Below are 25878 nucleotides of genomic sequence, written 5' to 3' on the forward strand. Positions count from 1 at the left end.
AATCATTGCTTCCTTCCATCATTAAAGTAGGATGAATATGTGGCTACCGCAATTCCGGCAACCGGTCCACGTCGATTCCGTGAAACACGAAACCATTCGCAGTATATGTCTCATAATACGTTTTGCCGTTGCGGTAAACCATCAGATCCTCCAGATGGAAGCCGCCCATCAAATGCAGCTTTTCCACCCCGCTGCTGCGACGCTCATGTACAAAACCCAGCTTGTAAATACGCGAAGTAATGTCCACATCCATAGCGTAAGGAAGAAATTCACCTTCGTAGTCACCAAAGAAGTACTTTTCTTCATACCGATGCTCATGGGTATAGTCGAGCAAACGTACGTTAATTCCGCCATGTTCCTCCAACGTTTGATACAGTTTTTTAAACAACTCATCCTTCGGAACGACCAGCCGATTTTCATATGCAGCAGCTACATTGGCACGCCGCAATAATTCTTCTTCGAAGGTCTGATTAAACGGCTGGGAACTGAGAATCAAGGTGCGACAGGTCTGCGTAAGTCGATCCACCAATGCGGATAGACCCCCGTCCAGCAATCCGGATACAGGCCCCATATGCCGGGTATCAAAGAATATAGATTTTCCCCGCTTGCTTTCCAGCTCACGCATGACATCCTCCGTCACACGCTCGTAATACTCGAACAGGTTTTGACCTGTGTAACTATCGGCCTGCCGAATACTGTCCGTTGCAGCTTGATGCAGTTCACGCTCCAGGCTGGAAAGCTGTACTGTAATATGCTTCGCCTGTGCATGCCATTTTTCTAGTGCCAGTTCATAGCGGCGAAGCAGCTCCAAATCGGCTTGAATTCGCAGCATGTGCAGCTTGTGCCCGTAAACCGTCTCGGTCAGGTAACGAATCAAGCTGCGCACATTATGCTTATCCATGAGTGGCAGTCGTTGAAAAGGCTGGTCCTCCACCCGCCCGCTATACAGGGTGTCTAGTTCAGCGGTACTAATCTGCAAGTCATTGGACGTATCCCGAATCAGCCCCCGAATAGCCGTAAGCACATTCCCAGTTTTATTTTCATCCGTCCAGTCTGTCAACTCGAATAAGCCGATTTCAGGATATTCCTTAGCAGCTGCATTCACAGCCGACTGCAGACCTGATTCCGCCTGAAAATTTCCCAACCGTTTGTGCACAATTCGTTCACAATTATCACGGAAAAAGGCTTCGCAGCCCTGACCAAACAAGGCTTCCTCCGCCTCACGTAATGTCATTCGCTTCAACGAGCCGTAGCTGACTCCGCTGGTCATCAGTGCGCTCATGTCCGTGATCGCTTCATTACCAGGAACGAGATCATTTCGCGTGCGACCACGCTCAGCAGCATCTAAACCAAAATAATTCAGCTTATCGCGTATGTCCCACTCCTGCTCTGTTCTCATACGCTCTAACAGCTTCACATAAAAGTGATACAGCACCGTAAGTGCGATTGACTGGTTAGGGCGGTTGACTCGGGAAAATCCAGCCGACACATAACCCTGCCGCCCGGATTCCGTCATGATGTTGTTTTTAAACGATGTATTGTTGTATCCCCCATCCTGTGACCGATAGGAATCTCCTGCCTGATAGCGGTTTTTAAGAAGCTGAATGTGGCAAATGATGTCACAGCTTTCTCGCAGGCTATTCGGCACCGTTACGCCGCGTTCGTTCTTGTCGGACAGCACATAGACGAGATCGAACAACGGTGATGGAGCATGGGTTACTGGAATAGTCAATTTGTCCTCGGTCATATGAAGCGGTGCCGTAAACGCATACTCTGGACTCTGGATATAGTCCAGCTCCCGCATGAAAGCAACGGACGTTGCACTACTGTAGCCGAATTGGACAGCCTGATCGCTTTCATTCACCAACACATACAGATCCATTTGTACCGATTTAAAAGACTGTGCAAAAATATACTCCGCCAACAGCGTAATTTCAGGGATTAATACGTTCATGGGGTCATCCGCTGTCGTCAAGATCGACAAATGGACACGCTCGAACGAAGAATACAACCGACCGTAATCTGCCAGGTGTCCACTAGCCCGGCGCAACGCAGTGTTAAGCTCAATTAGCTGCGATTCATGTGTATAAAAAGCCTGGTGCAAGTCACGGCGTATCGTTTGGTGTCCACTTTCCTCCGGTACCGCTATCGTATGAACAATAGCATCCACCGAACGATCTACAGCCGCATGTTCTTCCTGCGAGCGGATCTGAATATACGTTACTCCCGTGCTGTTATCCCACTTGGTCCGGTTGATATCTGCAATTGTATTCATCACCGGGTTCATGCGATCACCGATAAAAAGAAACACGGACGGGAAATGGATGCTACTGCGTCCATCTCCGCTTCCGATTAATTGGTCCTCTGCGGCTGCATAGTCAGCCGCATAACGTAACAGCTGCTCTCTCATACTTTATTTCAACTTTCTGCGGATGTCGTTTAATTTTCCAGCCATTTGAGCATAAAATGCATATAGTTCCGCTCCGTTAGCCAGCTCCACCTTTTCATATTCCAATTGATTGCGGGCCTCTGTGTAAGTTGCAGCCAGTTCATCCAGCTTCGACAGCAGTGGTGTAATATCCTCCGATGAAGTCAATACAGCATCACGGCGATCCGCCTTGCGCATTAGAGCTGCGAATTTCTTTTCATCCAAACTACGGAAGTTTGTAAACACTTCAAACTCCACATAATTACGGCTCTTCATGACATTGGCAAAAGGCTCCCAAGCCTCTTCTTCTTCGTCACGATCATAGACGTACAAAGCACCTTTTTTCGTAATCGTATCCGTATAGAGTGCCTGAATGAACTGATCCAGCCATTTTTCTTCATCCTGATATTTGCCCAGCAAAGCTTCCAGTTCAGCTGCTTTCGCTTCAATTTGTGTATATTTCGCCAGTTCTTCACGAACCACGTGTGTTAACTCTGGTGAACGGATCAGGTTTTCCTTCGCCATCTCTTCATTGATGCTGCCAAAGATGTCCTTGCTTCCTGCCTGCTCCAGCCCTTCAGCCAGCAGACGTTTCAACTCAGACCATGCTCTTTTCACCTCACCCAAATTCGGCTTGGATTCCTGCAAGCGCATATCGTAGCCTGCCAGCAGCGCATTCAGATCTAGCGCATGTGAACGGATTACAGTGAAGCGGCTGCTCGTATTCTGATCGACATCCTTTTCCCGAATCACGCCAAGTGACTTGGCACGGTCAAAATCATTACGAATGCGGGCATTGTAAGCTTGCACACGCGAATTGACGTAAGTTTCGCCCCATGACTTTTCAGGAATCGGCGACGGCAGATTAGTCCAGTTGTTCTGACCTGTTTGCACCAGATGGCGGCCAATACCTTCGCGGTCAAGAATCGTTTTTTCATAGCTTTCTTCATACACTTTGAGCGGCGTATATACAAACAGAGGAACACCATTACGCGTATTGAGCCAGAAAATCCGGTTACGAACTTCACTCTCTTTAATAGTAAAGTGTGATTTGCCAATTGCATTATTTTGATAATTGCGAACGCCTTTCAGGATATTAGGCGACTGTACAGGTACTGAAACGAATCCCCATGACGGGAAGTATAAGTTGCCAGAGCTATTGCTCAGATGAAACACAGGTACAGCTTCCTCATCCAGTTTGCTCGCAATGTAGCGCTCCACAAATTTTTCAATGGCTTCATCTTGCCCGTATTTCATGACGAGGAAATCCTCCATGGAACGGGTAATGAGATCACCGAACTTATCAGTCAAGAAATTGGAGATTGAGCTGATGATGTCCATATCCTGATCCTTCACCCATTGATCTGAATTTTCCAGCAATTCTTGGGCAAAATCACGAATCAAATCATCACCGTTGCGGTTATCCAGCAGCTTGGTCACAACTTCAGAAATATCCGGTACACTTACCAGATTCCAATAGTACGTTTTGTTACCTTTGTGATCGGACTGTTCCTCGCCGTTAATCAGCAGATCGCCATTCTTCTCGAAAATTGCGCTCAATGCGTTCAAAATTTCAGTAAATACATTATAAATCCGGCTATTTTCCTTGTTCAACAAGTCATACAGGTCTTCATAAAATTCAATGAGCTGCTCTGTACGTTCCACATCAGCCCGCAGCCAATATTCATTAATTTTCGCTTCAATGTACGCATTTTTCTTTTTATCCTTGGACACAAACGCGCTCTTGGCATCGCCCAGCTTTTCGTTCGCCTGCTCACGCGCCCATTCAATGTCCGTTGGAATACGGTGCAGTGATTCCCGCAACGTTTCAACATATGAAAGCAGCATTTTCAGCAAGCTAAATCCTTTTTCAGTATAAATCATGCGGGATACATAAAACGGCCCTTGCTCAGGATGGAGAAACATCCGGCGAATTTGATCCGTAAACTGTCCTGTAATTTCACCAGGAAGCTGCTTCTTCGCTTTGATATACTCTTCGCGGGCACGCGTCAGGAACGTTTGCTCCAGCTCGGTGTCCATATTGACAACTTGCATTTTAACGACATTGCTATAACTTAACCGTTCACTGTTTTCAAAGCCCGGAAGCGGCTCAGGTACACGGGATTCAAAGTTTTTGATCATGCTATCCAGATCCACGCCCAGCTTGCGGGCAAACTTCTCTACATCCTCTTGATTTGGCGATTGCTCGAACATTTTGGACATTTTGCCAAACATTCGATAGGCCAAATATGTCGTCATTTCCTCCATAGGCAGTACCGCCGAGGAAGCCCCGATAATATTGTAATCGTAGTTTGCCGGATACGCCTTATTCATTTGTGCGATGTTGGTACGGATATTGCTGATATAGTCATGAATGGCGAACTCTTCGCCCGACTGTTTTTCCTCACTCGCCATAAAGTTAGTGATGTTCTCAGCGGTGACATTCATGCAGTAATCATAAGCATTTTCCAACAGCTTGCCTTCCGTATTCGTGGCTGAAATGAGGTGGCACAGATTAAACGGCGGAAGCGGCGAGTTCACGGTCAAAATGTTGCCGTACTGCTGCTTAAAACGTTCACCACGGCTGTCTACATTCATCCAATAGTCCAGTTCTTTCAGTGCAGCATAGCCGTTCTTTTTAATATATTCACGGGTATGCTCGCTCAGGCTTTTGTTCGCCAAATTAATATCTGGTGTAAACAGATAACCTAATGTATTTACACGGTCTACACCTGCAGAGCCATAGTCACGCTCAATAATTCCTCGGACGATATATGAGATATCGAGGAAGGTACCGCTTCCTGTACCGCCGGACAAACCGGACAGCAGGAACACCATAAGCTTCTTATTGGTGCCTTCAGACAAGGTTTTGATTTTTTTGTCAATGCTTTGTACGACTTGATTGATTTTGGTGAACAATAGCAATCGTCCAGCCTGACGTACCCCTGCCGCCCCGTTCATACCATCGGTAATGCTCAGTTCTGGAGACAGCCAATCGGTAATGTACGGCTCTAGAATGCTGCGGTTTTGCAGCAATCCGCCGATTTCCGCATTGGACAGCAATACAAACTCATTGATGGGGTCCAAACCAATCCCCTTGTATTTTTTGTTGCGGTCTTGTTCATTCGTTTCAAATGCGAGAAATTCCACATTGTCCGGTTTATCGCTCTTTTTCTTGGAAATCGGATCTGCTGGAAGCTTGAATCTACGGTTAATTTGATATTTCAAGCGGAGAAGGGCATCAATCCCCGTGCCTCCGAGTCCGATAATTAAAATAGGATTATCAATAGTATCAACTCTGATCTTATCGCTTACGATCCCTCCGCCGAGTGATACGTCTAATTGTTGGATATGCTCTCTAACTACTGGTTTCATAGATATGACCTCCTAAGGGTTCGTTTAGCTGTTTACTGAAATAAACTCCAGTAAAATGGTTTTGTCCACACTGGCTAACGGGATGGTCAGACGATCACCGTTTTTGAGTTCAAGACCGTTGCCTGTGTCTACAGCCCGCCCGGATTTTTCAATCGTAATCTCGGGGGTACTGCGCACAATGATACGATCCTGATTAGCTGGTGTGAACACGACCTTGTCGGTTCCAGCAAATTCCGGTGCCAGTTGCAGCAACTGGTGCAGATTAAATTTGCCCCGGAAGGTGTTCAGCTTCTTGTATTGCGGATACGTTTTTTCGCCAGTGTTCTCATCCCGGATTTCCAGTACGATTTGACCGACAAAGCCACGGTTGGCCTTTTTGACAGCCTTCCAGATGAAATATGCGGCAACCAGCAGAACGAGCAGTCCCAGCCCTAAAAGAATGAGTGGCAGTAGCTTGGACTTTTCAGCAGGTTTTGTTGGCTGCGTCGTGCCTGTATTCGTACCGCTCGTCGCCCCTGCTTTAGCACTGATAGTTACAGGCTGTGTTTCACGGTAGAAGCTCTTCTCCTCTGCTCTAACGGTTAGTTCGTAGTCATGCTCATCTGGAATCGTATAGGAACCGGTAAAAGAATCCCCTGCATTGGTTAACGGCACCTCATTCGTTGTACCGGAATCCAGATCCTTGACCTTCAGAACAGCATTCATATTTGCATACAATTCCTGATCCTGAAGCTGCTGGCTATTGCTCGTCAGGTAGGAACGGATTTGAACCGCATCGCCTTTTTTGTATGATTTGGCGGACGGTGCGTCCATTTTCAGCTCCAAATCATAGTTAAACACCAGATTAATATCAATCTGATCCTGCTGGACTCCCTTGACTTGGAGCTTCCAGTCACCAGCCACAGGCTTAAGCAGTTTAATCAGCGAGTAGCTTTTGGACTTGGACAGCAGCACATCACTCGAAGGAATCGGCTTGGTGTTACCCGACGGGTCTATCAGTCTCGCATCCACCGGTTTCGAGGACATGATCGAAATGTTAGCCTCCAGCACACTATCGTTCGGTACGGTTACCGTTACGTCCTGATAGTCGCCGTTTGCCGTAATGGACTGCAAAGGCACCACTTTCAACTTCAAATTGCTGGCGAAAATTTCACTCAAAATGTTCGGCAGGTCATCCGCTGAGCTTGTAATAAAGGACTTGCCACCCGTTTGCTGCGCTATGTCGGCGAGCTTGTTTTTATTCAGCTTTCCATCTGCATTCAAACCGATGGTGTAGATTGGAACGCCGTTATTTTTAGCCTCGGCTACAGCCTGTGCCATATCCTGATCAGATTGGCTTTCGGTTCTGCCTGTCGTCTTATTAAAATCGTTGTTACCGTCGGCCAGCATGACGATCATAGGCGCATGTCCAGCTGTTTTACCATCTTGCAAAATGCGGATCGCTTCCTTGACACCCACGGAGGTGTCAGTATACGCCCCCCGGTTCAGTCCGTCAATAAACGTCTTCAGTTCCTGCTTATCCGCTTCGGATGTAATATTAAGCAAGGCTTTCTCGCGCTGTACGACATCCGTATACGCTACAATCCCGACCTTGTCATTTTGCGTCGACAGCATATCAATGAACATTTTCATGGCTTCATTGCCAATTTTCCCAGGATCACTGGTGTTCATCGAATTACTTACATCGACGACCAGCACCGCATCCACCTTAGAAGCAGAGGGTGAAGCGGCATTTGCCATCTGTGGCTGCCATGCCAAAATCGAGGTCATGATCATTGTACATATGATTCCGATGACCAAAAACCATTTTCTGTCTCTACTAAACATCGCTTGTACCCCTTTGCCGGTTAATTCTCATTCTAAATTACAGTTGTACTCCCCTACTATTAAATTATAATGAGTTTTACATGAGCGCCAGCTGAAAATACTGCCCGAATGGTCTGAACCCAACCAAAAAGCCTGTTATACCGCGAGATTTTACCAATATCCTGCAGTAATGATATAATTATACCCCAACAAGGGCAATCGGGCACCAGCCTTCTCCTTTATACGACAAAAATGACAGTAGCGAAACCCGCCCATGTAAAATATTGAAGTAAAAATCCAAATAGAAAGAGGAAGTACACTATGATCTCATACGGATGTCTGGCGATTATGTTTCTTTTTGTCGCCATCAAATCACTAATTTACTATATACATAAAAAACGCGCCCCGTCGATTACACAAATCGACACCGAGCTTCTGGCACTGCTGAACCGGAGAAGTGAGCGCAATGAATAGTTCCAAACAAGCTGTACAATTTCGCCCATTTACCCGCACAGAGCACGCCTTCCAAAAGCTAAGAGTCTGCAAACGTTGTGGGCAATTTACCGCCCTTTGGGAAGAAAAGTGCACATCATGTGGTCGGGATACACTAGTTCCTGTAGAGCAATATGCCAGACTCAGAGCCAAACGTTATTTTCGTAAAGACCTTGCTGTCAGTGTCATATTGCTGGCCGCTACTGTCTTTTTCGGCCACTCGCCGCAACAAATGCTTTTGTGCGGTATCGTCGGTGCGCTTCTTCTGCTGCCCTTGGTGCTTCTACAGCAGGGTATTTATCCTTATGAACAGCGTAGGCAGCTTATACGTCTGTTCAGAGGTCGTATAGGGCAGATCCAGGAAGGACTAAACGTTAATCATAAAAACGCGGTTGCCCTGCGGCAGCTCAGTGAGCGTGTCTCCTATGAAATGCTGCGTGAGATGGCTGTACTCATTCACAATGATCGGATAAGACTCCAGCAGGTCGCCCTGCTGCAATCTTTTGTTCTCCGCAAAGACATGGAATTAACGCTTGATCCTCTCCTGATCAAGAGCTTCGAGCCGCTTATGGTCAGATATATCGGAGAGATTGCCAGACTCAATCGTGAGCTGATCAAGGACCGGACATTCCGATACGTGGTCTTTTATGAGCGACGTATTCTGGAATTGGCAGGGGGCGAGGATATTCTCGTCCGCGTAGCCAGTGCAGCTGTCCGCAAAAAGCGCTACGTAGTCACCCATGCCGCTTTCATTTCCAGATATGTGCGCAAGCTGCCAAAGGAACGAGTCCAGCGTTTATATCATATCATTCAAGAGAATCCGTTAGAACCCTTTGGAGATTTGGCCGATGAAGTAAAGATCATATACCTGATGGAGCAGTATAAAAGCTAAGCTGCCACAATGCCCTTCTTTATATGACGTCATCCCGATCATAAATCACTGCAATGAACCAGCAAAAAACCGTCAGGATCGCCAACGTGCCTCCAGACGGTTTTTTTTAATTATAGATTATTATAACATTATTATCTTTTTTTATTGGCCTTGCAGTTTTTGCTGCGCATGTCTAATGGAAGTAAAGTTAAAAGCACGCACTCCCTTGCTATCATACACAATAATCTCTTTATTCAAATACGGGTGTAGGCCATTAAAGTATCCTGGCATAATCAGTCTGCGCATAAATAGGTTTTTACCCAGCATACGGGGTGAATTGGTCGCTACGACAAGCATTTGCTGGGTTGCAGACCATGGGCTAGGTTGAATATATGACAGACAATACTCGCCTGCCGTAAAATCGTCGCCCAATGTATACCCTTCCTCCGTACATGTAATTTGCAGATCAGCTTGGTGCTTCTGAAGCAGCTCATGTCTGGACAAGCCCGAAGTGATACAAATTACGTTGCTATCAGCCAGTGCTTCCTCCGTAATGTCATTGGAAGACACCACGGGATAATGAACACCGATATACGGATTCCAAGTCGCTGTTCGGGGGCTAGCCAAGGCGTTCGCTGTCCGTTTCACCGCCTGCTCTTCCTCAGGTGTAGCATAGCTGGATGGAAGGACAATGTGAAGACGATCCATATAAATGTCAAGCACACCCATACCATGGCTCAAAACGTTTCTTCCCACGCTTTTCGAATCCACCATTTTCTTTTTGGCATCCGATTCTTTTGTAAAGCATCCATTGCTTTCTTCCTCCCGCTCGGCAATCAAACGGTATTCAGGTGAGGGGCGTTTATGTGACTGTGTTTTAACAAAGCGAAAGCGGCTGTATTCCCGCAAATCCAACACGAAAATACGGGCTCCGATACGAACCTGGGCCAGTTCCAAGGGCATGACCTCTTGAGAAAGATGAACGATAAATTCTTCGGCGTGAACAGCCTCGATATCCAACTCACCTGTGGCACTCATTTCACCGTACAACTCAGCATACTCCTCATTTTCATCCATTCGCGTCAGTTCCAGCCAGTAAGCCCGGTTATGTCTGCCCCGTTCCGTCCGATAGGCAATACGCTGAGGTACGACATCTCTTTTCCATTGCAAAAGCCAACCCAGTACGCCGTCCAGAAGTCTCAGCTCATGCGTGTCCCAGTGATTAGAATGACGTTCTACGACACCTTTAAAATGATCAGATGGAAGCGTTGTTACAGGGGCTGTATATGCTTGTGCAAATAAGTAATCCTGATCTCCGCATACATTCAATATTGGCATATTCAACAGATTTATCAGATGCTTGGGATGTGGTGCTCCAGAGATAACCGCAATAGCCGCAAAACGAGAAGGATAAGCCTGTGCCATCGCCCAGGCCGCATATGCTCCGTTCGAATAACCCGTCAGATAAACCCGATCTTCGTCCACTCGATACGCTTGCAGTATGACATCCAGCCCTTCCAAAAAAGCAGCTTCTCCAATATAACTGCCCAACGTTACACCACGGCACGAAAAAGTAACGAATATAGCTTCCTCTTCCCAGCCTTGTCCAAAACCTCGATTCTGAAAATCCGGCAAACCCAGCTCATATCGCTTGCCTGGCATCAGGACGATCAGAGGATACTGTCGGTCAGTCGAATAGTTTCTGGGAAGCTGAATGGTATAGCGTTGCAAACTATTGTCCAAACGGGAGACAAAGAATCCTTCCCCAATTCCGTCATTAGACAAAAAAATGTGTTCTTCCTGAAGTAAGGATGGGGGCTGTGACTGTTCGGTATGTCCATTTGTGAAGATCTGTTTTAATAGCTTGATATATTCACGCACAACCCGGTAATCCCAGATTTCAAAAGGATCTTCCGGCAAATCTGTTAACCTTCTTAATTCCTCAAGCAGGCCCTCTATTTGTATTTTCTGCGCAGAAGGAAGAATATCTATAGCGCAGGCTTGGATGTACTGGTCATACTCTTCCTGCAAGTCCTCCACGACGACTGACAAAGGCCGCACAAGTACCGAATACACAAAATGATGCTCCACAGCCTCATGATCCCGATATGTAACGGTGAAGTGCAGCATTCCCGTATTTTCGGCCTTTTCCTCATCCCAGTCATAGCTTTGCTCCTGCTCCCAATGTGCAGGAAAGCGATCCAGCTCCATGCCCTCATCATTCGTTACCTCGACCCATAACGTTTGATCTAAGGGAAGATCTATCCGATCCTTACGTAGTAAATAAAATAAGATCGGGCTGTCTTCACCCTCCCTGCCAGCACTTTTCTCAACCTCTAACCAAGCCATATGAAAACGTATATTACGCTCTACAAATTCACGATGCAGTTCTGTCACATCTGGTTCGTCGCATACCTGATTTCCACTGATACGAATAGAGCGGGCCTCCTCGGGAATAAACGCAGCAATGATAACTACCGTGTGATCGCCTTCCTCCAGATACAAGCGAAAAGGACCGGATTCCGCATATACCAGTGTGCCATCTATCCAAATTTGTCCCGTTCCTTCAAAGGGTCTGAAAATCACTTCCTGTGCAGCCATACAACGAAGATTTGAAACCAGCAAAAGCCTTTCTTGTTCGGCCAAAGGCGAAAAAACACCTAGATTCAGTTCGGCAGTCCGAGGGTCTAGCTCGGTCAATAATCGGCACGCTGCCTTTCCTCCGGCTGAAAGCTCTACTCCTTCTTCATCACAAGCCTTTTCCAAATTCCAATCCTCATGGGCAAAATAACTTGACCATTCCCTGCCCACACCGCAATTTTCCGGGAGCATGACCGGACCGACTGCATAAGCAGACCTTAGACGTACCGGATGATCCGACAGCACAGTTGTTGCTTTTTCCAGATGTGTGAACCTCATAACATTCCCCCTCCAGGTTTTTGTTTCCTCAGAGACGTAGTCGCGGTTATATTCCGTTTAACATTCAATTGAACTATATAAAACTATTCGTTATTACCTCTACGTACTCCTCTGTACTTCTCAAAAAAGTAGCTATGATAAAAACAAAAAAACGAAGAAAGCAGAGTGCTTCACTTCGTTATTAAAAATTTTTATATCTAAAAACTATTTAATGCTGCCATGATTGTTGCTAACAATACTAGGGTATAGTATGTTTAGGGTGAAATTACTATTTTAAAAATGTGCATAACTTGCCTGAATTTGCTTTTCCAACTTAATGCGTTCTAACTTCAGCTCCCAAATCTGTTCGCTCCACGAGTTTCGATCCGCTGCATTATTACTATTCCGTAAGAGATCAAACAACCTCAGCAATTGATCGTTAATCTGATCAAAATGCCGCCATAGGGTATTAATCTCAGAATCTTTAGTCTCCTTGCCATTCTCCAGCAATTGATGCCGCAGGGCTTCTTTAAGTTCCTGTTGCCACTCTATATCGTTCAATTGTTTCGCATAATTAAGAAGATCCAGATAGTCATCTACCTGCAGGTAACTGCGTGTTTTTATCTGTTTCATAGGGTCTCTCTCCTTATGGCTCAATCTATTACCGAGTATTATACTCGGTTATTAAGGAAAAGCAATACTTTCTTTATAATATACAAAAAAGAGGTAGCCTCAGCTACCTCTCTTGATCATTACGATTATTTTCTTACAATGCTGCCTGCAAGTCTTCGATCAAATCTTCCAGGTCTTCAATCCCAACCGAAATCCGCACCAAACCTTCGGTAATACCTAGCTCTGCACGACGTTCTACCGGAATAGAGGCGTGCGTCATACGTGCCGGAACGCTAATCAGACTTTCAACCGCTCCCAAGCTTTCAGCCAGTGTAAAATATTTCACCTTTTTCAGAAGTGCAACCGCGTTAGCGTCGCTACCTACATCAAAGGAAATGATGCCGCCGAAGCCTTCGGCCTGGGTTTTGGACAGTTCGTGCTGCGCATGGCTTTCCAGTCCAGGATAGTACACTTTGCTAACCTTCGGATGTTTTTCCAAAAATGCTGCAATTTCTTTCGCATTTTGCTCAATCGCTTCCATACGTAGACCCAATGTTTTAATACCGCGGATCAATAACCAAGAATCCTGCGGGCCGAGAATAGCACCAATGGCGTTTTGCAGAAAATGAAGTTGTTCTCCCAGCTCGTCGCTGTTCACAACAGCCAGACCGGCTACAACATCGCTGTGGCCGCCCAAATACTTGGTAGCAGAGTGAATGACGATATCAGCCCCAAGTGTAATTGGCGTCTGCCAATAAGGGGTAGCAAATGTGTTGTCGACGATCAGTAAAAGATCATGTTTTTTTACAAGCTCCGAAACAGCGCGGATATCAGTAACCTTCAAAAGCGGGTTCGTTGGCGTTTCGACATACAATGCCTTCGTATTCGGACGAATTGCTTTGGAGATGGCTTCCAGGTCAGTCGTATCCACAAATGTGGACTCAATTCCGATACGGCTGAGGACTTTGCTTACAATACGGTAGGTGCCTCCGTATACATCATCGGTCAGCAAAATATGATCCCCTGCATTAAACAGTGAAAATACCGCATGAATTGCTGCCATACCCGAACCGAAAGCAAAACCACGCTTTCCTTCCTCCAGATCCTTGATCAGCTCCTCCAGAGCAAACCGGGTCGGATTGCCTGTACGCGAATATTCGTATCCCTTATGGACGCCAATTTCCTCTTGCTCATAAGTGCTTACCTGATAAATAGGAACGTTAACCGCGCCTGTATGGGGATCGGTAGGAAGCCCGCCGTGAATCAGTTTTGTTTTGCGTTTCATTTTATATCCCGCCTTCATATATTTTTTTGCTCAGATAACGTTCGCTGCTATCCGGGAAAATGGTAACAATATGTGCGCCATCCGGTGCATTTTCGGCTTCCAGTAAAGCGGCATGTAAAGCAGACCCTGAAGAACTGCCAACGAGAAGACCTTCACGTGCAGCCAGTTCCTTGACACGGTCAAAAGCATCGACATCGCTAATGGTGTGAATGGCATTAAAATATCCTTTATCCACAAATTCAGGAATTAATTCCATGCCAATTCCTTCCGTTTTATGTGGACCTGACTCGCCGCCATTCAAAATGGACCCTTCCGGCTCCACGATGACCGTTTTAAGGGCTGCATTTTGTTCCTTAAGATAACGCGAGGTTCCCATAAACGTTCCCCCCGAGCCTGCACCTGCCACAAATACGTCCACTTTGCCGTCCAGATCGTTCCATATCTCAGGTCCCATTGTCGTATAATATGCCTCGGGATTATCCGGATTACTGAATTGCCGCGGCAAGTATGCATCTTTTATTTCAGCAGCCAATTCTTTTGTTTTTTCGATAGCTCCTTTCATCCCCTCACTTGTCGGGGTATGAACGATGCGTGCTCCCAATGCCTTCATCAGGTCCTGCTTCTCTTGGCTGAACTTCTCAGGCACAGCAAAAATAACCGAGATATTATAATGAAGCGCCGCCATCGCAAGACCAATACCTGCGTTGCCTGCTGTTGCTTCAATTAATGTACCACCTGGCTTCAGCTGACCTGTTTTTAATGCTTTTTCAATTAGAGCCTTACCCACCCGATCCTTAACGCTGCCGCCGGGATTCATAAACTCCAGCTTCGCAAACAAGCGAATTCCTCTCGGTAGAGAATAGCTGTTCAGCTCCACTAATGGCGTACGTCCGATGAGTTCAAGGGTATTTTGATATACATTCATAATTTCAAGCTCCTTTTAATGGCGAATCCAAAATAAACCAATGGTCAAAAATTAACGCCTATTGTCGGAGAAGTTCGCTATCATCTCCGAGAAAACACAGTAATACAGTAAGTATTGATGCAATAAGATTTTATGTGTATTTGAAGCTTTTGTCAAATGGACCAGTCACAATACCCACACCCCCTGCCTGCTTGCTCGATATGATAGAGAAGATGTCACAAAATATCCCCGTGCAACATAAGGAGGAGTTCATATATGGGAAAGCAATTTCTGAAGATAGCTGCCGTATATTTTGCCCTCAGTGTGCTGCTTAGTGTAATTATTGGTTTGTCGGGTGATCACAGCCTGTCCAATGTTCAGTCTCATATCCATTTGTTGGGTTGGATGGCTCTTGGAATTATAGGTCTGATCTATGTGACCTTTCCTGCACTTTCAGTTACTATTCTGGCACATATCCATTTTTGGATGCATAATATCGGTCTGCCTGTGTTGATATTGGCGATTATAGGTGAAAATTACAAGGTTCCAGAGGCTGGAGTGTGGATCGTCATAGGGTGGGTGTTACTCGCGGGGGGGACTATGCTGTTTATGGTGAATGTGTGGGATAGACTGCGCTAGAGCAAATAAGTTCTCTTCATTGGTCATAAAAAAAGGAGCCTGATCATGTCAGGACTCCTTGATATCTTCATTATATGTTAGCTATATACCAGCTTTGCTAGCTAAGTGTTCTATACGGTTACTTCACTGTTTCATCCTGTACATGTTCTTTACAGAAGTTCTCAACAGCTTGCAGCTCATCATCTTCAAGTTCAAGATCAATGTAACGATTCGTTACTTTTTCAATTAATTCATACTTTAGCAGTCCCGTCTTTTCTTCGTCTACTAAATAAAGACAACGAATATACAGTCCGTTTTCAGTGTATAGCTCGTCGTCCTCCTCTACCTCTACATCAATGATAAATTCATAACGCTGTCCAGTCAAAATACCAAAAGCATCTTTAATCTGATCTACTGTGTACGTTGTAAAGTTCAACATGTTTTTATTCCCCCCGGGTTTCCTTCAAATACGGTGCATTCTACGCCCGCAGGCAGTAGTTGTTCAACTTGTGTACGTACTTCTTGACGACTCAAATCCTGGCCCATGATGGATATCCAGCCCCGATCATTACGCGTGCGAATTAAACGCCCTATGCCTTGTCTGAGTCTAAGTGCCATGTGAGGCATATCTATCTGAATAAACGGATCTGCTGCATCCTTACGCAGAGCCGTAAAAACCGGATCATTCGGAGGAAATGGCAGTGACCAGATAATGACGTGCGACAGAGAAGGTCCAGGAATATCCAATCCTTCCCATAATGTAACAGCGCACAACACACTTTCCTCATCATTCTGAAAAGCTGAGATCAGATGGCTGATTTCAGCCGAACCTTCGTACAGAAAACGATAGGCAGACGCCTCCGGGTAAGCAACGAGACCCGTCTGGAATGCAGCCAGTTCCTCCTGTGAAGGAAACAGGATAAGCGCTCTTCCCTGTGATTTCTCCAGCAGTGCCAGCGCTCTCGGGATTGGATCATGCCCCGCTTGCAACGGGTACAGTGCAGCTTGCATCTGATCGCTGTAGTCATAAGGTGAAGCAACAGAAAACGTTAGCGGATTTTCAATACCGAGACTCTGCGCCATATAGTCAAAAGAGCTTTCTACGGAAAGCGTAGCTGAAGAGAATACGATTGGTATATGCTGCGCAAATACTCGTTCTTTAAGAATCTCTTTTACCATCTTCGGCATAACCACAAGCGTTAATCCATCCTGATCCTCCATCACCCACGAAATGAGAAGTTCAGGCCGCTTAAACAAAGCCAATGCGGTTTGAATCATTTCCAAATGTTCTTCCACAATTTTGACTTGATACTCATCCAAAGAGAATAGCCCGCTTTCAAATACAAGCTCTTCCTCAATCGTGCCGATCAATTCACCAAAGCGGTTTACCTCTCGAATCAGCGACTCATTCAGGATGAACTCTTTGCGATTAGAACCCTGTACAGGCTGACTGTTCTTATCAAGCGCAGCGAACAAAGCCTCACTTTGGGAGATCGCATCTTCGATCGTCATTGCCAAAGATTCCCGTACTTCTCCCTCCAGCAATCGGGTAATTATAGACTCAAACTGAGCGTGCTTAAGCTTGTAGGTAAGCGCATTTTGTGCCGCTGTCTCCAGCAAATGCCCTTCGTCAAAGACGACAGAGCTGTGCTCCGGCAGCAACGGCAGCTGACCCTCACGCTTTCTCGCTTCGTAGGTCCATACATGCTCCATATAAAAGTCATGAGAGCAGATGACCAGATCTGCCGCTTTGCGGTAATGATCACGAGACAACGTCTGACCGCAACGATGCCGCTGATGGCAAACGAGACAGTCTTGAAATACATCCCATCCGAGTCTGCTCCACTGTCCATCTGTTAGCTCAGGATATTCCTTTCGGTTCCCATAAGGAGTGAAGGACTGTAACGTATCTGGAAAATGAACAAAATCCGGCAGATCCTGATAAATATCACGGAAAACATCTGCATCCTCGTCCAGTCCGCTTCGCACCTCATCCAGCTTATTCAGGCAAATATACTGATCCGGCGACTTCCCCAATCTGGCATCAATCGTCAGCCTCAAATGCTGTGCCAGCTTGGCGATATCCCCTTCCGGCTTTACCAATTGTTCAATTAACGACTCATCCGCACATGCGATAATCGCCGGTTTTCTCATGTATCGGGCATATGCAATAGCGTACAGCAGGTATACCAGTGTTTTACCAGTGCCCACACCCGCTTCTGCAAAAATGGTCTTTTTTTCCTTATAGGCACGCTCTAGCTGGAATGCCATATAAATTTGTTCATCCCGAACCTCAAAGCCGACCTCAGGCAAAACTTCATAAAATACATCCGCAATCCAGTCACTTGCCTGCTCAATAAACGGCTTGGACGGATCAAAGGCAAAAGGGTAAGTAGTCAATCGGGCTGTGCCTCCAATTCGTTCATAATGTGCATCCTTTCATTATAACGCAAAACAAGCTAAAAAGAACATGAAAACTGTAAGAACAGCTTACATTTTTTATTTCGCTATAAGAATCCCTTTAAAATAAAGGGACATACTTTCGTCTGAGTGAGACGCTACGTGTAGCATTTGATCCTACAATCGCTGTTGCCCCGGGATTCTCAGATTTTCATAAACCTTTTAAAGGTTAGAATCCCATGGCAAAGGCGAACGCTTCGCTTCTCCAGATTCAAATCCTCCACTACGCTGCCATTACCGTTGTATCGTTATTTTATAAATGAAAAATGCCTTGCTTTCCTTACAAAAAAAGTAAACCATCATAACAAAATGAAAAAACAAATAACCACCTAATGTATTGCAAGCATTAGCTGGTTTCTTGTTAATTGAAGAATATGCATTAAACAGAAGCTTTGGTGATCTCCTCTGATACTTACAAAAAAGACAATTGCTGCTCATGTCGTCGCAACTCTTTTTTATTCACAACCAAGGTGTTGGTACAAAGATCGTGGAGCCCCTGTTTTTTGGCAGTAAAAGCAACCACAATATAAATAATATGAACAATTACAAAAGAAATAGCTTTAATCCAATAACGCCCTGAGGCGTGTAAAAATCCAAGGCGTTTTCCTTCCTTGTCCACGACAACTAAAGAGAACACAAGCTTACCCGGTGTAGCCTGTACTTTCGATGATTCCCATAAACCACAATACAGCCATGGTAGCACGAGCCAAAAAATCAGCGGCATCCAAATTAAAAACTCTAATATGAAGCCAGTCTCCTCTATGCCCAGTAGGTCTGGAGTAATAGAAAGCATACTCCCTACTAAAAGGACTATGGCAGTAAGGATGATCAGATCAATCAAAAACGCTGCTGTTCTTATCCAAAATCCTCCGTATATTCTTTTTGTACTATCGCTTGTTGCTGTCATGATATGTATAACTCCTTTTGCAAATGAGATTTAAAATCCAGTTTATTCCTTTACCCAAGAAGATATCATACGGTTACCCACCTATATTGTCAATTTAAGAGTAAATGCTCTTAAACAAGTAAAAGGACCTATTTCCATGCATCAAAATGAAAATTTTCATAGGAGTTAAGAGTCTATATACAATGATTTTTCTCTGATTGAGTACAAATTAAGCGCAGCTACAATCTTTTAGCCCCTATAAGTAGTACTTTGGCATCGAAATAAATTCAGCCTTTTCATACATAAAAAACAGCGTATATGTAATAAAATTACACACACGCTGTCTCACAATTCATTCCGTAAATCTGACAAACGATAGGACGATTAAAAATGAGTTCGTTCTTGCACGCTTATACACTATATTTTTTTGCATTCAACACTAAACAAACCTTCTTCACCGCGCAGCTTTGCCAATGCCTCGACAAAGAAATAATCGCCATAGATAATGGGAACGTTGATGTGTTTTTGCTCAGGATAATGTACGGTCCCGTTCATCAGCAATCCCTCATGCTCCTCACCCCACGCTGTACACGTATGATGCAAGCCCTCGAGGATAGATTCTGCAGCTTCTGTAAAATGCTCCGCACGTGTCGAATATTTTGCCAGCTCCAGCAAACCACTGGCCGCAATTGCCGCAGCCGATGAATCCCATGCCCCGCGGTGCTCTTCTTCTGCTCTAAAATCCCACACAGGCAGGCAAGCATCACCCAACTGGGATAGGAAAAAATCAGCCGTGTTCTCGGCCACCTTCAAGTAACGCGAATCGCGCGTGTACCCATACGAAAGCGTAAAACCATACAAAGCCCAAGCCGTGCCACGTGCCCAGGCAGAACCAGGAGCAAATCCCTGTCCGCCATGCTCGGCGACCTTTTTTCCAATCTCCGGATCGAATTCGACCACATGTGTGATAGAACCGTCTGAACGGACAAATTCACGTGCTACGGTATCTGCATGCTGCACAGCGAGAGCGGCAAAACGCGGATCTCCGCTTTCCTCCGAAGCCCAATAAAGCAAGGGTAGATTCATCATACTGTCTATAATCGCAACGCCCCGTGTATCCATGTCCTTCGAGGGGAAGTTCCACGCGCGAATAAAACGGCCATTCACGTTAAAACGGGCAGCCAGCAGATTGGCAGCCAACAGCCCACGTCTTCTGGACTCTAAATCTCCGGTCAGCCGATAGGCGGCCACACCGCTGAGCAGCCAAATAAAGCCAAGATCATGGTCTACAGCTTCGCTATTATAGAGTATTTTTTCCAAACGACCCTCGCACCGCTGTGCAATCCCGGCAGCCACACTGTCAGGACGCGCCCGATTGGCTAGCCATAGCAGCCCCGGATAAAAGCCTGCTGTCCACCACGCTTCTTCACGATTATCATAACGTCCACCCTCAGCAACATGTGGAAAAGCGTCCCCCAATCTTGCCGCCAAGGCAAGCGTCTTATCCAAAGCCAGCTCCCACGATTGCTCCAGCCACGCTTCTGCTTTCGTCATTTCTTTTTCCTCTCCTTTTTCCACATGTTAAACCATATTTATGGCTCCAACTCTATTTATTCAGGTAACCGAATGATAAAGGAAATGCGGTTGCCTTCACATTCCAGACGCGCTCCCTTAAGTAAACCATTCCGACAGGCCACGGAAGCTAATTCTTCCGGCCATACCACGTTCGTTCCTACCGTCGTCGGGATGACTTCGAGGCTTGCACCTGCGTATTCTACTCGGATGCTTTCCGTTTCTTTCCCAGCTGACATGACATGATGAATAACGCTGCGCTCCCGACCGTCATACGCCATTAAGGGAATAAGTGCCCCTACATTCTGAATATTGCCTTGAAGCTCATACGCCACTTCAATTTTTCCGGGTACCTGACGATAATGCGTTCGGATTTCCCTCACTCCCGGGAACGGGCCTTCCCACAGGAGTGTAAAATCCGTTGCTCCGTCAGACGCTGAGCTTTGTTCCATCTGTACGGTTCCTCCACCATCCTGCGGGTCAATCCCTCCATCCCGGTCGAACTCCAGCGTACCGGGAATGCCTTCCGACAAGCTGTGCCACTTTCCGTCCTCCGTTTGCCAGGCCGGGGTATAGCTTAGCGGGAAAATATCTCCCTCCGCGAAGCCTGTAAAGCCGCGGTCTGCATGACCTGCTGAGGACGGACCGATCAGCGACGGCAGCGCAGACTGCTGAATACGCACGATGCCCGGAACATTGTACGGATCGTTGACCGATGTTTGCACAAGCATTTGCTGCCCCTCTACGGCTGCAATGACAGTCTGGAACCAGCCATCCGTTGCCAACACCCGGCTGCCGATCTCCGCCGGGATGAAGGTTGGAGAAATGTGATCCATCTCCTCCCCATATAGAAGGGTGTGGGCCAGCACAGCCGCCGTCCACAGACTGTAGCAGGTATGATTCGAGTACACCTCAAAGCCATGCCGTGCCTCGGACGAATAATGGTTGCGGACGATATGCAGCTTGCCTTCATCCGTCTGCCAGCGGCTAATCGCTTGCCAGCATAGATCTGCTGCCCGTCGGAACGCACCTGCGAGCCCATGCTCTCCTGCTGTAATAGCCTGCTGAGCATGTGTTGTAAAGACAAAGGCCGCCGCCGCTTCGTTCCACTGATGCTGGGCGCTTCTTCCACGCGGCGGAATTTCCCCGTGCGGGGATAGCGCCAGTAATGTGCTGAGCGCCCCCCTGCGAAGGTGGTCACGCAGTTCGAGTGCGCAGCTGCCATCATATCCGTTCTCCAGCATCACGCCCAGATGAAAACGTGTAACGATATCGTAGGCAAATGGGCTATTGGGCCGATCCAACGGACCATCCTGATACAGGCCCAACCCGGTAAAACGAGGCAAATGGTAGCTGCGGATATACGTCTCCATCCATTCCGAATCGGCTGCAATTCCTTCCGTTGCACGCAAAAACTCGCCGGAAATCATAATCGCATTCCAGTTGATCATCCGATTCGGATTTTTCATTTTGCTCATCGTAAAAATGTAGGTCTGCTCCGGCTGAATTCTGCTCAGTTGCTGCTTCCATGCCATGGCTTGTTCTGGCAGCAGATTTTTAAGGAGCCGATACGCTCCCATCATCATAATTGGAAAAAAGTCTGGGTGGTGATCTGGCGCTTTTTCCTCCACTACACAAGCTATGCTATGCGTCAAGGCCGCAGCAGCAGATTCCAGTAAATCATGCCGGCCTTCTTTGACCAACACCGCCGCAGCCAACGCATAGGAGGGGGTGGAGTAGTACCGTTCACTTTCAGAATGGGGGTCAATGATAGCTCCGGTATCATCCTGATGCAGGGCATATGCGCGAACCAACTTTTCCAGCACGGCCAGCTTATGTTGGTGAGTCCATCCGTCATTCACTCGATTTGGCGCGCTTTCCACCTGTTCTATAAATCTCTCCAGCTCCGTTTGCCAAGGGTACACGCTGCCTGTCTGCAGCTTATTCATCCTGTCTGCCTCCCATTCAAAATGAAAATTAATGTATGGTAAAAAACAGATTGCAATCTACGCTTGCAGAACCGTTCCATTGATTGGAGTCCAGTTGCAGCGATGTTTTATAAAACACAAAGGGAGCTCCGTCATGATCTATGTGCTTCACAGCCTCCAACCCCGCCCGTAGCACGCTGGCATCATAATCTAACCTGACCCCTGCGTTCGCTCCCTTCCATTCCACGAAGCCTGCTCCCAGATTAGGCTGAATACGACTGATGAAAAGCTCCTCCACATCCCATGACTTCATGCTCACGCCAGACGTCTCAAACTCAAAATGATCGGTGACGGCAAGCCTTGCTTCCTCGTTTCCCTCCAGCACATTCCATGTAAAGGAGCGGGTGAAGACTGCCAATTCTTCTACGGGATAAGCAGATGTCAAATCAAGCTTAAGCCTTGTGCCCGTCTGTACCTCCTCTTGCTCATCCAAAGCAATATTCAGCACAGCCGCCTTTGCCTGTGCGCCCGATTGCTGCATAGTCCCATTGATGACAGGCACGGAATGACCGCCGGAGGAGATATTGATAATCGACTCTCGTCCCGATGAAAAATAGGCTTTCGTGTACAAGCCTGCTCCCAGATCACACAATATATTTTCGCCACCGCCATGAAGGATGAAATGTCCAAGATCGTTATGATTGTGCGGTTCATTGTTATGCCCAGCCTTCGCTGAAAATGCAAGCATGACACCTGGTTCACCCTTTTGGCTTCCGGGTCCACTATGGCTGGAACTGCGGCTGCGGCACATCAGCCAACCGAGTTGCGGCAAATAATTGGTAACGGTCTCACCGCTCCCGAATGCCAGAGGATTCGTCCAGACCAAGTTGCGCAATACATGAGCCCAGCGGCGACAGGGGTCTTCCAACAGACCAGGTACGCGGAAAGGGAGTGTAGATGGTCGTTCTTGCAATGAATTCAAATGAGAGATGAGTCCGGAAGGCAATCGTTCCGTTTCACTACTGTCCGAATAATTAGCGAAAATTCCATTCGACAGATGAACCCGCTCTGCAAAGGCTGCGATTTGCCTAACCTTTTCCGAGTTCAGAATATCCACAGCTCCCTCGGTAAACTCACGCAGCATATCGGCAAAATAAGTGAAATAACCAAAGCCGTATACCCAGTAACCTACGCCTTCGGGACATCCCCCGTCCTCTCTGTAGCCTGCCAAAAAACAATCCAGCGCGCCCAGCATACTCTCGATGGCTACCGCTCTGGGAAAGTCGTCTTCTACCAGCAGCAATGCTGCAATTCCGCAACCGGAAGCACATACTGCCGACCAATTATGATCTGCGGTTTCCCATCCAAAATGACGAGGCTTCCAAAAAACGGGTTCCAGCACACGACGTTCGATCTCTTCGTGCACCTGAGCGACCACATGGCTAGCCAGTTGTTCTCCTAGCAGCAATAAAATTTCAACCAGCGTTTGTGCTGTTTCGGACGCGAATAAATCCACCTGCTGCCAAGGCGGTGTTACTGTGTCCTCTTCATTGACATGTGCAGGAAGCGCCCATGTGTACTCGCTGCATATGTCCAGCAGACCGCTTTCCACCTCTTTCATCTTTCGAGGCTCCGGCTTGACAACAGCTTCCAGCACTATAGCAACCAGTCGTCCACGCCGTTCAAAGTACACATCCTCATACGGCTTGCGCTCTCCTGTATTAGCAAATTCCCGAAACAGAAACAACGGCAGTTCAGGCCATGATGTTTCCCGATTATCTTTACAGACACGCTCAATATCCATCCAAAGTTCGGCGTATATCGGCTCAGAGACAGTCGTCCGCAGCCTTTTTGTCCAATTACTCCTTAACCGTTGCCTTGCTGAATCCTGCATGCCGCCAGCCAGCGCCTTAACGAGCCGTGAAGCAGGCCAAGCCTCCCTCAGAAGACTCATTTGCATTTCCTCCTCATGAGAAGCATTTGTTTCACCTTCTTTTTTTGTTAACGCTTTCATTGTATCTAACAATCATCCTAAATTCAAAGGGGTAGTAAAACAATGGAGAAAAATAAAAGAACCTCCTTGCCCCGTTGCCGTGGTCATGGAAGTTCTTGTTTTACACTATTGCCAATCCCCGTCCAGATTCGCTTTGATCATTTTTTCTAAACTGTGGGGTTCTCTTGTTTCCACTTTCTAATCCCGTCATCTTCCAGAATACCCAATGCTGCATCTGAGATATTAGGATCACGTAGCAAAGCGTCCTCGACTCTAAATTTAATATCGTCAGCATCTGCCAGCGTCATGCCCGGTGTAAGCTCAATCAACCCTTCCACGTGATAGTAGCGTCCCTCCTGCAAAATACGCATTTGATAAATATCCGTTACATGTGTATCTGCGAGAATAATGGAAGCCACACGTTCTTCGATATCAGGAGGAGCAGATACACCGATCAAACCTACCATGTTGTCGTAACCGACCCGGAAAGCAACACCGACCATCAGACAACCGATGAGTATACTCGAAATGCCGTCCAGCAGTTTAAAATCTGTCAGCGATGTGACCACCACTGCTAGCAGAGCAAGTACTCCACCCGTTGTTGCTACCAAATCTTCATAAAACACCAGACGGGTTGGCGGTGCAGCACGCCCCACATGGCGGAACGCAGTGGTGAAAATGCTTAGCCCCTTCGCTTCTACTCTGGATTCATGCAGCACTTCTTTCATCGCTTTGCTCCATACAAATCCGTCCACCACTAGTGACAAAATCAGCACTACTACATTAATCCAAAATCCATGTGTAGATTCAGCCGGATGCTGCAGCAAATGAATGCCTTCCAATGCGGTTTCATAGGCCATAATCGTTACGACAATAACGGCAACCATACAAAACAGGTTAATCACTCGTCCAAAGCCAGTAGGAAAGCGTTTTGTCGGTTTTTTCTCTGCCAGTACACTGCCCGCAAATACAAACATTTGATTCACTGCATCCGCAATGGAATGCATCATCGTAGCAAACATAGAGCCGCTGCCCGTCAAGGCAAAAGCAATCCCCTTAATCAGAGCAATGCCGGTATTACCTAACGCCGCCGAGCCAGAGGATTTGTTTCCTTTTTTGACCATACTCCAAAAGGAGTCCTCTCTCTGTTTCACTTCCATATTGTAGCTCCTCCTGAGGTATACATAATCTGATATATAATCGTTTGTTATGTATTATTTTTAACCCGTCCATATTCTACCTAACCATCTGAGGAGAATCAATACAAACGATAATATTTTCCATGGAAAAGGAATGCCCCATGTCCCCCTACGACATGAAGCATTCCCGTTACAACCTTCTATCAGACATACCCTCAGGTTAACAACACAGATAATCTCCATGCGCTGACGATCGACATAAGTGCCTGTTTACCAGCTTGATTTCGTAATTCCTGGAATTTGGCCTTTATGTGCCAACTCGCGAAATGCGATACGAGACAGCTTGAATTTGCGCAAGTATCCTCTGGGTCTGCCTGTCAGCTCGCAACGGCTTTTCAGGCGGGTTGAAGATGAGTCACGCGGAAGCTTTTGCAAAGCTTCGTAGTCCCCTTTTGCTTTCAATTCACGTCTCAGATCCGCATATTTAGCTACAATTTCCTGGCGTTTCTTCTCTTTTACGACTTTTGACTTCTTGGCCATGTAAAGCTCCTCCTTGTGATATATGCCAATCATGAAGGTTCACCATCACTACCACGAGATTGATGAACACG

The 25878-nt window shown here is 46.6% G+C and carries 18 protein-coding genes; 3 read left to right on the top strand and 15 right to left on the bottom strand.

Annotated features, from left to right (window positions below):
• Nucleotides 1–43: 43 nt before the first annotated feature.
• From C1T21_RS07075 to C1T21_RS07085, 3 genes are read right to left on the bottom strand one after another with little or no spacing between them, the layout of a single operon-like run.
• Entirely contained in the window at nt 44–2410 is a 2367-nt protein-coding gene (locus C1T21_RS07075; RefSeq protein ID WP_103047752.1) for a transcription initiation factor TFIID, read from the bottom strand.
• 3 nt (nt 2411–2413) lie between these two features.
• Nucleotides 2414–5803, bottom strand: a complete 3390-nt coding sequence (locus C1T21_RS07080; RefSeq protein WP_103047753.1) for a tubulin-like doman-containing protein — start codon at nt 5801–5803, stop codon at nt 2414–2416.
• A 24-nt stretch (nt 5804–5827) separates the two neighbouring features.
• The gene (locus tag C1T21_RS07085; RefSeq protein WP_103047754.1) at nt 5828–7630 is read right to left on the bottom strand and encodes a vWA domain-containing protein; all 1803 of its coding nucleotides are present in this window, start codon (nt 7628–7630) and stop codon (nt 5828–5830) included.
• 300 nt (nt 7631–7930) lie between these two features.
• Here C1T21_RS07085 and C1T21_RS27265 point away from each other — a divergent pair, with 300 nt between their 5' ends.
• On the top strand, nt 7931–8083 hold the full coding sequence (locus C1T21_RS27265) for a hypothetical protein (protein WP_023988385.1): 153 nt from the start codon (nt 7931–7933) through the stop codon (nt 8081–8083).
• Nucleotides 8076–8993, top strand: a complete 918-nt coding sequence (locus C1T21_RS07090) for a hypothetical protein (RefSeq protein WP_103047755.1) — start codon at nt 8076–8078, stop codon at nt 8991–8993. The genes C1T21_RS27265 and C1T21_RS07090 overlap by 8 nt, the downstream gene beginning before the upstream one ends.
• Before the next feature lie 141 nt (nt 8994–9134).
• Here C1T21_RS07090 and C1T21_RS07095 read toward each other — a convergent pair whose 3' ends face one another.
• The 4 genes from C1T21_RS07095 to C1T21_RS07110 all read right to left on the bottom strand — a co-directional run bounded on the left by C1T21_RS07095 (nt 9135) and on the right by C1T21_RS07110 (nt 14692).
• On the bottom strand, nt 9135–11891 hold the full coding sequence (locus C1T21_RS07095) for a PHB depolymerase family esterase (protein ID WP_103047756.1): 2757 nt from the start codon (nt 11889–11891) through the stop codon (nt 9135–9137).
• 273 nt (nt 11892–12164) lie between these two features.
• Nucleotides 12165–12503, bottom strand: a complete 339-nt coding sequence (locus C1T21_RS07100) for a hypothetical protein (protein WP_103047757.1) — start codon at nt 12501–12503, stop codon at nt 12165–12167.
• Nucleotides 12504–12636: 133 nt separating this feature from the next.
• Complete coding sequence (locus C1T21_RS07105; protein ID WP_069291805.1) at nt 12637–13767, bottom strand: bifunctional cystathionine gamma-lyase/homocysteine desulfhydrase; 1131 nt, start codon at nt 13765–13767, stop codon at nt 12637–12639.
• 1 nt (nt 13768) lies between these two features.
• A complete protein-coding gene (locus tag C1T21_RS07110; RefSeq protein ID WP_023988377.1) occupies nt 13769–14692 on the bottom strand; it encodes a PLP-dependent cysteine synthase family protein in 924 nt (307 codons plus the stop codon).
• A 255-nt stretch (nt 14693–14947) separates the two neighbouring features.
• On the opposite strand from C1T21_RS07110, the gene C1T21_RS07115 reads away from it, so the two are divergent.
• Nucleotides 14948–15310 (top strand): hypothetical protein, encoded by a 363-nt coding sequence (locus tag C1T21_RS07115; RefSeq protein ID WP_103047758.1) that lies wholly within the window; start codon nt 14948–14950, stop codon nt 15308–15310.
• Between the two features lie 118 nt (nt 15311–15428).
• Here the strand turns inward: C1T21_RS07115 and C1T21_RS07120 are convergent, their stop codons facing one another.
• The 8 genes from C1T21_RS07120 to rpsN form a co-directional block, all read right to left on the bottom strand.
• Nucleotides 15429–15728, bottom strand: coding sequence for a DUF6509 family protein (locus C1T21_RS07120; protein ID WP_013310098.1), 300 nt, complete (start codon nt 15726–15728; stop codon nt 15429–15431).
• On the bottom strand, nt 15722–17689 hold the full coding sequence (locus C1T21_RS07125) for an ATP-dependent DNA helicase (RefSeq protein ID WP_103047759.1): 1968 nt from the start codon (nt 17687–17689) through the stop codon (nt 15722–15724). The genes C1T21_RS07120 and C1T21_RS07125 overlap by 7 nt, the downstream gene beginning before the upstream one ends.
• A 472-nt stretch (nt 17690–18161) precedes the next feature.
• Complete coding sequence (locus C1T21_RS07130) at nt 18162–18656, bottom strand: RDD family protein (protein ID WP_103047760.1); 495 nt, start codon at nt 18654–18656, stop codon at nt 18162–18164.
• Between the two features lie 396 nt (nt 18657–19052).
• Nucleotides 19053–20189: a glycoside hydrolase family 88 protein gene (locus C1T21_RS07135; RefSeq protein WP_103047761.1), complete on the bottom strand. Its 1137-nt coding sequence runs from the start codon at nt 20187–20189 to the stop codon at nt 19053–19055.
• A 56-nt stretch (nt 20190–20245) separates the two neighbouring features.
• Nucleotides 20246–22156: a glycosyl hydrolase gene (locus C1T21_RS07140; RefSeq protein WP_103047762.1), complete on the bottom strand. Its 1911-nt coding sequence runs from the start codon at nt 22154–22156 to the stop codon at nt 20246–20248.
• Between the two features lie 28 nt (nt 22157–22184).
• The gene (locus C1T21_RS07145; RefSeq protein WP_103048247.1) at nt 22185–24089 is read right to left on the bottom strand and encodes a heparinase II/III domain-containing protein; all 1905 of its coding nucleotides are present in this window, start codon (nt 24087–24089) and stop codon (nt 22185–22187) included.
• 206 nt (nt 24090–24295) lie between these two features.
• Nucleotides 24296–25288 carry a cation diffusion facilitator family transporter gene (locus tag C1T21_RS07150; protein WP_103047763.1) on the bottom strand — a complete coding sequence of 331 codons (993 nt, stop codon included), beginning with the start codon at nt 25286–25288 and terminating at the stop codon, nt 24296–24298.
• Between the two features lie 249 nt (nt 25289–25537).
• Nucleotides 25538–25807, bottom strand: coding sequence for a 30S ribosomal protein S14 (gene rpsN, locus C1T21_RS07155; RefSeq protein WP_025724172.1), 270 nt, complete (start codon nt 25805–25807; stop codon nt 25538–25540).
• Between the last annotated feature and the right edge of the window lie 71 nt (nt 25808–25878).

Origin of the sequence: Paenibacillus sp. F4 (assembly GCF_002894905.1) — a bacterium.
GTDB lineage: Bacteria > Bacillota > Bacilli > Paenibacillales > Paenibacillaceae > Paenibacillus > Paenibacillus polymyxa_B.